The 6657-nt window shown below is 66.8% G+C and carries 6 protein-coding genes, 1 tRNA gene and 1 pseudogene; 4 read left to right on the forward strand and 4 right to left on the reverse strand.

Features of this window, described 5'->3' with window-relative positions; genetic code table 11:
- Positions 1-6: 6 nt before the first annotated feature.
- Positions 7-735 (reverse strand): annotated as a pseudogene (locus L0U85_RS13555) (TetR/AcrR family transcriptional regulator C-terminal domain-containing protein); the annotation flags it as partial.
- Between the two features lie 100 nt (positions 736-835).
- On the opposite strand from L0U85_RS13555, the gene L0U85_RS13560 reads away from it, so the two are divergent.
- A complete protein-coding gene (locus tag L0U85_RS13560) occupies positions 836-1231 on the forward strand; it encodes a VOC family protein (protein ID WP_241378296.1) in 396 nt (131 codons plus the stop codon).
- Between the two features lie 55 nt (positions 1232-1286).
- Here L0U85_RS13560 and L0U85_RS13565 read toward each other — a convergent pair whose 3' ends face one another.
- Positions 1287-2534, reverse strand: coding sequence for a glycoside hydrolase family 27 protein (locus L0U85_RS13565; protein ID WP_241378297.1), 1248 nt, complete (start codon positions 2532-2534; stop codon positions 1287-1289).
- Positions 2535-2695: 161 nt separating this feature from the next.
- Between L0U85_RS13565 and L0U85_RS13570 the strand changes: the two genes are divergently transcribed.
- Both L0U85_RS13570 and L0U85_RS13575 read left to right on the forward strand, forming a co-directional pair.
- A tRNA-Phe gene (locus tag L0U85_RS13570) sits at positions 2696-2772 on the forward strand.
- A gap of 87 nt (positions 2773-2859) precedes the next feature.
- Positions 2860-3642, forward strand: coding sequence for a transposase (locus tag L0U85_RS13575; RefSeq protein ID WP_241378298.1), 783 nt, complete (start codon positions 2860-2862; stop codon positions 3640-3642).
- A 63-nt stretch (positions 3643-3705) separates the two neighbouring features.
- Here the strand turns inward: L0U85_RS13575 and L0U85_RS13580 are convergent, their stop codons facing one another.
- Both L0U85_RS13580 and L0U85_RS13585 read right to left on the reverse strand, forming a co-directional pair.
- A complete protein-coding gene (locus L0U85_RS13580) occupies positions 3706-3954 on the reverse strand; it encodes a hypothetical protein (RefSeq protein WP_241378299.1) in 249 nt (82 codons plus the stop codon).
- Between the two features lie 10 nt (positions 3955-3964).
- Entirely contained in the window at positions 3965-5236 is a 1272-nt protein-coding gene (locus tag L0U85_RS13585; RefSeq protein WP_241378300.1) for a DUF4143 domain-containing protein, read from the reverse strand.
- A gap of 818 nt (positions 5237-6054) precedes the next feature.
- Between L0U85_RS13585 and L0U85_RS13590 the strand changes: the two genes are divergently transcribed.
- Positions 6055-6657 (forward strand): S8 family serine peptidase (locus L0U85_RS13590; protein WP_241378301.1); only part of this gene is annotated, 603 nt, incomplete at its 3' end.

The raw sequence follows: 6657 nt of genomic DNA on the forward strand, positions 1-6657 counted from the left end.
GGCTCACCGTCCGATGAGGGCGGCGAGCCCGTCGAGGGCGCGATCGAGTCCGAACTCGAAGGCGTGCTCGGGGTCGAAGGCCGCGCCGAGGGCCGCCTGCCCGACCCGCGCGGCGGTGGGGAACCGCTCGGGGTCGAGGACCTTCGCCAGCAGGGGCCCGCTGGCCTCCCACCACTCCTTCTCGCTCATCGCGCTGGCCTCCCGTTCGGCTTCGGCGGCGGCGTTGCGCACGAAGGCGAGGAGGAAGGCGAGGGCGTCGTCCTTCTGGGCGTCGGTCAGGCCGGTGCCGTCCATCGTGCGCAGTTCGTACTCGTACTTGGCGCACTGGCCGGGTCCGAGGGGCGGCCTGTTCTGGGCCGCGGCGGCCGCCCAGGGGTGGGCGCGGTACATCGCGAAGTTGTCGCGGGCGACGGTCGCGAGCCGCTCGCGCCAGTCCCGGCCCGCGGGCTCGGTGCGTTCGATGGCGCCGTAGAGGGCGTCGAGCATGAGCACGATCAGTTCGGACTTGCCGGGCACGTAGGTGTAGAGCGTCATCGTGGCGACGCCGAGGGGTTCGGCGACGCGGCGCATGGTGACCGCTTCGAGCCCGTCGGCGTCGGCTACCGCTATGGCGGCGTTGACGACGGCGTCGACGGTGAGGCCTTTGCGGGGCCCCCTCCGGGCGCGGGTCGGCGCCTGCCTCCAGAGCAGTTCGAGGAGGGTCGGTCTCGGAGCGTCGGATGTCCCGGAAGTCACGTCCTGATTCTAGCCGGTCGGATCGTACGCCGTACATCGTACAATATATAATGTACTACATACAGTGCACTGCGTACGACGAAACCAAGGGGCCCGCAACATGAAGATCACCTCCTCCGCCATCTCGCTCAACGTGGCCGACCCCACCGCCTCGGCTGAGTTCCTGAAGCGCCACTACGGCTTCAGCGAGGACATGTCCGCCGACGGTTTCGTCTCACTTTCCCGCCCGGACGCGGGCTTCAACGTCGTGTTCCTGCGCACCGGTCTGGCCACGTTCAAACCCGAGAGCGCCAAAGGCCGCGCCGACGGCCTGCTGGTGGTCTTCGCAGTCGACGACATCGACGCCGAGTACGAACGCCTCTTGAAAGAAGGCGTGCAGATGACCACGCCGATCGAGACCGAGGAGTGGGGCGAGCGCTACTTCCAGGTCGCCGACCCGAACGGCGTCGTGATCCAACTCGTCCAGTGGATGACCGAACCGGACGTCGTCGAGTAGCGAACAGCGCCCCGGACCGCCGCACGGCGGTCCGGGGCGCTCGGAGTAAGTGCGATCAGGTCAGGCGGTAGAGCGCCGAGCCGTGCGCCGGGAGTTTGGCCCGCAGCTCCGGGCCGACTTCCACGTCGGTCCGAGACCAGCAGTCCCGCAGCGTCTTCGGCCTCGCCACGCCCAGGTCTCCCCACGTCAGGCCGAACTCGGCCGTCTCACCTCCGCGGTTGAACACCGCCACATGGGAGCCGTCGGCCGACGCCCACGCCACGTTCTTGCCCTCCCGCCACACCTCTTTGGAAGCGACCTCGCTGCGCTGCGCGGCGAGCACCTCCTCGTTGGTCAGCAGCGCGATCGTCTCGGCGCTCGAGTTCGGCAGGTCGGCGCCGACCATGAGCGGCGAGCGCGCCACGCACCACAGCGTCAGCATGGTGCGCTGCTCGTCCGGCGTCAGCAGCGACTCCCGCGGCCCGCCCACCTCGGCGCGGATGCCCATGCGCCCCAGCGGGAGCATGTCGGCGTCCGGCCAGTGCCCCGGCCCCGAATGCGGAGCCCAGTCGCGCAGCAGGTCGAACTGGGTGTCGACATCGCGCCACCGGTCCCACAGGTCCGCCGAGATCCGCCACAGGTGCGAGTGCGCCTTGAGGTGGTCGGCGTGCGCCACCGAGAGGTTCATGCCCGGAGAGAGGCTCAGGACGATGTCGCGCCCGGCCTTCTGCACCGCGTTCCAGAACGCGGCGACCTCGTCCTCGTAGTAGGGGGCGATCATGTCGTCGGCCTTGATGAAGTCGACGCCCCAGTCGGCGAACTGCCGGACCAGCGAGTCGTAGTAGGCCTGTCCGCCCGGGTGGGAGTGGTCGATGCCCCAGTTGTCGTCGATCCACGAGGAGACGCGCTCGCGGTCGGGGATCTGCGAGGCCGAGTACTCGGTGCCCTTGATCGGAGTGTCGGCCGCGACGGCCTGGCGGGGGACGCCGCGCAGGATGTGGACGCCGAACTTCAGGCCGAGCGAGTGGACGTAGTCGGCCAGGGGCTTGAAGCCGGCCCCGTTGGCCGCGGAGGGGAAGCGGTTCGCCGCGGGCTGGGGGACCCCGTACTCGTCGAGGCAGAGTCTGGCACCTGAGTTGTAGCCGCCCGCGCGGGTGTTCGGCTCGTACCACTGGATGTCGACGACGACGTATTCCCAGCCGTGGTCGGCCATGTGCTCGGCTATGAACTCGGCGTTGGCCCGTGTCTCGGCCTCGGTCACCGAGGTGCCGAACACGTCCCATGAGTTCCAGCCCATCGGGGGCGTGGCGGCGAGTCGGGTCACGGAATCCTCCTCGGGGTTGCGTGCCATGTACCGTACCCGTGTGTGGAGACGGGCGTCACCGCTGGTTGGAAAGCGCTATCAAGACGCGGATCACCCCTGACCCCAATACCGTGTCGAGGACCCTCCTCCGGTGCTGTAAAGTGTTCAGAGCGCTCACGCATGGCCAGGTAGCTCAGTTGGTACGAGCGTCCGCCTGAAAAGCGGAAGGTCGCCGGTTCGACCCCGGCCCTGGCCACCAATATCAGAGCCCTGCTGACCTGCATCAACGCAGAACCAGCAGGGTTCCTTGTTTGGCTCCGGAGGAGACCCGCCCGCTATACGCCCGTTGCCGACCCACTTGGGCAAACGCCGCCTCATCGACGCTCCGGTACTCTTCGCCGACGAGACCCCGATCTCGGTCGCGGGCAAGACCGCCTGGTTGTGGACGTTCACCGCACCTGATGGGACCTGCTGGTATGCCGTGACGGCCTCCAGGTCGCTCGAAGCGCTCAAGGGCCTCGGTGTGCTGCAGGGCTTCGGCGGCATCCTGGTCCGCGATGACTACGCGGCCTACTACTCGCAGACAGGCCCCGACCGGGTCCGGTTGTGCTGCGCGCACTTGCTGCGGAAGCTGCAGTCGGTGGTCGAGGCCTGTGGCGAGCACTCCGAGGTCGGGGCGTGGGCGGCCCAGCACCAGAGTGTGCTCCGAGACGCGATCAGCGCCGTCAAAGCCGCTCGGGCCGAGGGAAAGACATCGCTTGATGCGCAGGTACTGGCCCGGATCGAGGTCGACTACGCCCATCAAGCCGCTTTGGGTCGGGCGCTCACTGATCATCTCGGTGACTCCGACGCCCGCCGCCTCGCCAGGCGCTTGGACGAGAAACGCGGCCAGGTCCTGCTGTTCACCAGGCACTTCGCCACTGGGGTCGAACCGACCAACAACCGGGCCGAACGCTCACTGCGACATACGAAAACGAAAATGAAGATCTCGGGATGCTGGCAGAGCCTGCGGACCGCGCAGCGCTGGGCCACCATCCACACCTATATCGCGACCGTCCGCGCCTGGGGCCACAGTGCCGCAGACGCCCTCCGCGCTGCCCTCCTCGAGCAACCCATCCTCAACCCCTGAATGGATAGGATTGTTTTGACTCTCATAATCGGAGTCGGTGCGGGTTTGATATTCGGCCTGGCTTCAGTTTTCGTTAACCGTTTCTGGGGAACAGTTTTCGCGTGCGTGCCCGTTGCGGCATTCTTCGTATTCTTTGTCTTTGCCATGCAAAACGAAATTTCGAGTGCTGAAGCCCAATCTCTTGGACTCGGAATCGTCGGCATAATAGTCGGACTGGGCATCGGCCAAATGCTCGGCCGATGGAGACGGAAGTAGCTCCGCGGTAATTGCCCGGTCCAGGGCCAGGAACTCGTAGTCTTCGTAGGTGCTCACGAGAGTCCTCCTATCCTGCGGCTTCGGTGCCGTTCACCCTCGGCCGAGTCCAAAGGGCCGCAATCGGTGCCGCGACGAGGCGGTCGCCCAGCCGATAGGAGCGCGGCCCGGTGTGGAGTACTGCCCCGCCGAGGAACTTGCCGCCGAGCTCATCGCGCAACCACGCCAGGTGCCGGGCGTCCTTGGCCGACACGCCGCCTGCGGACTTGATCTCGAAGCCGTACACCGAGCCGTCGCGGTACTCGGCGAGCAAGTCGACCTCGCGGGACTGGTCGTTGGTTCGCAGGTGGTAGAGCGTCGGCTCTGATTCGCTCAGACGGGCTTCGGCTCGGAGCTGGCTCGCCACGAAAGTATCGAGCATTCTTCCCAGCAGGTCGCCATCTCGGCGCAGCCCGGCCCGGTCGACGCCGAGGATGGCTCCCGCAACACCGGGATCGATGATGTACCGCTTGGGAGCCTTGGCGAGTCGCTTGAGTCGATTGGTCCACCAGGCGGGGACCGAGTCAACCAGCAGCAGGTTGCCCAGCAGGCGATCGTATGCCTGCGCGGTCCGGCTGTTGACGTCGGCGGCATCATAGAGGCTCTTGGCGGTGGGGACTCCTGCCGTGCTGAGGCACAGGACCTCCAGGTATCGGCGGAGTTTGAGCGGGTCGTGGGCACCATCGATCAAGTCGGCGTCGCGGGTCGCGACCTGGTCGACGTAGGCGCGCAGCCAGCGGCGCCTGGATGTCTCGGAAGAGGCGAGAACCGCGTCCGGGAACCCGCCGCGGAGCGCGAGGTCGAGGTAGTCGTTCAGGACCAGGTCGGTGCTGGTTCGATGCAGGGAGCGCATCGGTTCAGTGCGCAATCGGTCGAAGAGCGGCTCGAGATCGGTCGCACCTTCGATCTCCCTTTGGATGAGCCCGTACATCTCTATCCGGATCGCTCTTCCGGTCAGAGGCCAGCCGATTGCCTCGAGATCAGAGCGGACCGAACCGGTGATGAGGTAGGCACCTGGGCCGGGGCGTCGATCCACCGACCGCTTGATCGCTCCGAATATCTGAGGAACCGCCTGCCATTCGTCCAGCAGCACTGGCCGGGGCTCGTTCAGCGCTCCGTCAGGATCGGCTCGGACGACGTCGCCTTCCGGTTCGTGGTCCAGCTGGATCACGCTCTTCGCGAAACGACGGGCTGTGGTGGTCTTGCCGCAGGCGCGAGGTCCCACGACGAGCAGGGCCGGGAAGTCCCGCATGATCTCTTCGATGATCTGGTCTGCGATACGCGGCACGTATTTGCTCCTCATATCAAAAAGGGTACCAAGATTCTGGCTCCGTCAATACAAAGATTCTGGGCGTGTCTCTGCAAATATTCTGAGATTTGAAGACTCTGGTCGAGAGTAGCCGGAGGTAGGTCGACCTGCCTGCTGACCGGAGGGCACTCTCGACCGTCGGGCCGGTCCGGTTTCATCCAGTGGACTGCACCGCAAGCGATTCGGCGTCGCGAGGCGGCACCTCGACGAGCCCTCCGCCGCCCGACCGCCGTTCCTGCGAAGCATGAAACGCCTCTCGGCGGCGCGGTCGCCGCCGGAGTGCCCGCGCTGCGCCACTGAGGGATTCAGCGCGCGGAGGCAGGCCTCGGCGCTTCGACTGAGCCTGACTTGGGCCGGATATGGCTGTTGTCGATTTCAGGCTGAAACGCTGGATTTGGGTTACTTGCCGGTAGTGTGATGATTTTTCGTGATACGGGTCATCTTGGATTGACATTCATCGTCTTCTAGGTTGAAGCTTTAAGTACTTCCGATCGGGATGGCTCCCGGCATGAGAGGAAACCTCTGGCATGCGTTCCGCGCCAAGTCCACCCGTAGTCCCGCGCTCACCAGTCCCTGTGGACGCGGGCGGCTGATGAACCAGCCGCAGTCGCCCGCGCGGGCCCGGGCAGGCGGGCGGCCGTCGGTCGGGGCGGCCGCACTCATATCTCCTCGCGAGTCCTCCTAGTCGCGACCCAGTCGTGTCCGCCGCCGTGCGCGTCTTCCTCCCAGGGCGCCGGCACCAACCCGGCGGCGGACCGCCACCTCGCCGTTCAATCGCGGCGAACCCACCTCCGCACGAAAGGAAGTCCCCCGTGATATCCGCACGAACACGGCGCGCCGCCGGTCCTCGGCGGCGCGTCATCGCGGCGCTCGGCGTCACGGCCGTGGCCGCCACGGCCCTCACCGCCTTCATCCCCGTGGCCTCCGGTGACCCGGCACTCTCGGTGCCCCCGTCCTCCTTCAAGGACGGCCGCTACATCGTCCAGTTCGCCGACGAACCGGTCGCCGTCTACGACGGCGACGTTCCAGGGCTCGCGGCCACCACCCCGGACGAAGACGAGAGCATCGACTTCGGCTCGGCCGCGGTCCAGGACTACCGCGACCACCTCGCCGAAGTCCGCGACGACGTCCTCGACGCCGTCCCCGGCGTCGAACCGGCCGCCGAATACGACACCGCCTTCAACGGCGCGGCGGTCGAGCTGACCGCCGCGGAGGCGAGGGAACTCGCGCGCGACGAGCGCGTCGCCGCGATCGTCCCCGACCGGTTGCGCGAGCCCCAGTTGGACAATTCAGCCGAATTCCTTGGACTCGAAGGTTCCGCCGGCTCCTGGGAGACCGAGTTCGGCGGCGGTGAGCACGCCGGTGAAGGCGTCATCATCGGCGTCATCGACGGCGGCTTCACCCCCGAGAACCCG

The sequence above is a fragment of the Glycomyces sp. L485 genome (assembly GCF_022548875.1).
In the GTDB taxonomy this organism is placed as follows: Bacteria; Actinomycetota; Actinomycetes; order Mycobacteriales; family Micromonosporaceae; genus Glycomyces.

Excerpts from the sequence above, each read along its gene's own strand:
- L0U85_RS13560 (WP_241378296.1), top strand. The coding sequence starts at position 836 with ATGAAGATCACCTCCTCCGCCATCTCGCTCAACGTGGCCGACCCCACC.
- L0U85_RS13585 (WP_241378300.1), bottom strand. The coding sequence starts at position 5,236 with ATGAGGAGCAAATACGTGCCGCGTATCGCAGACCAGATCATCGAAGAG.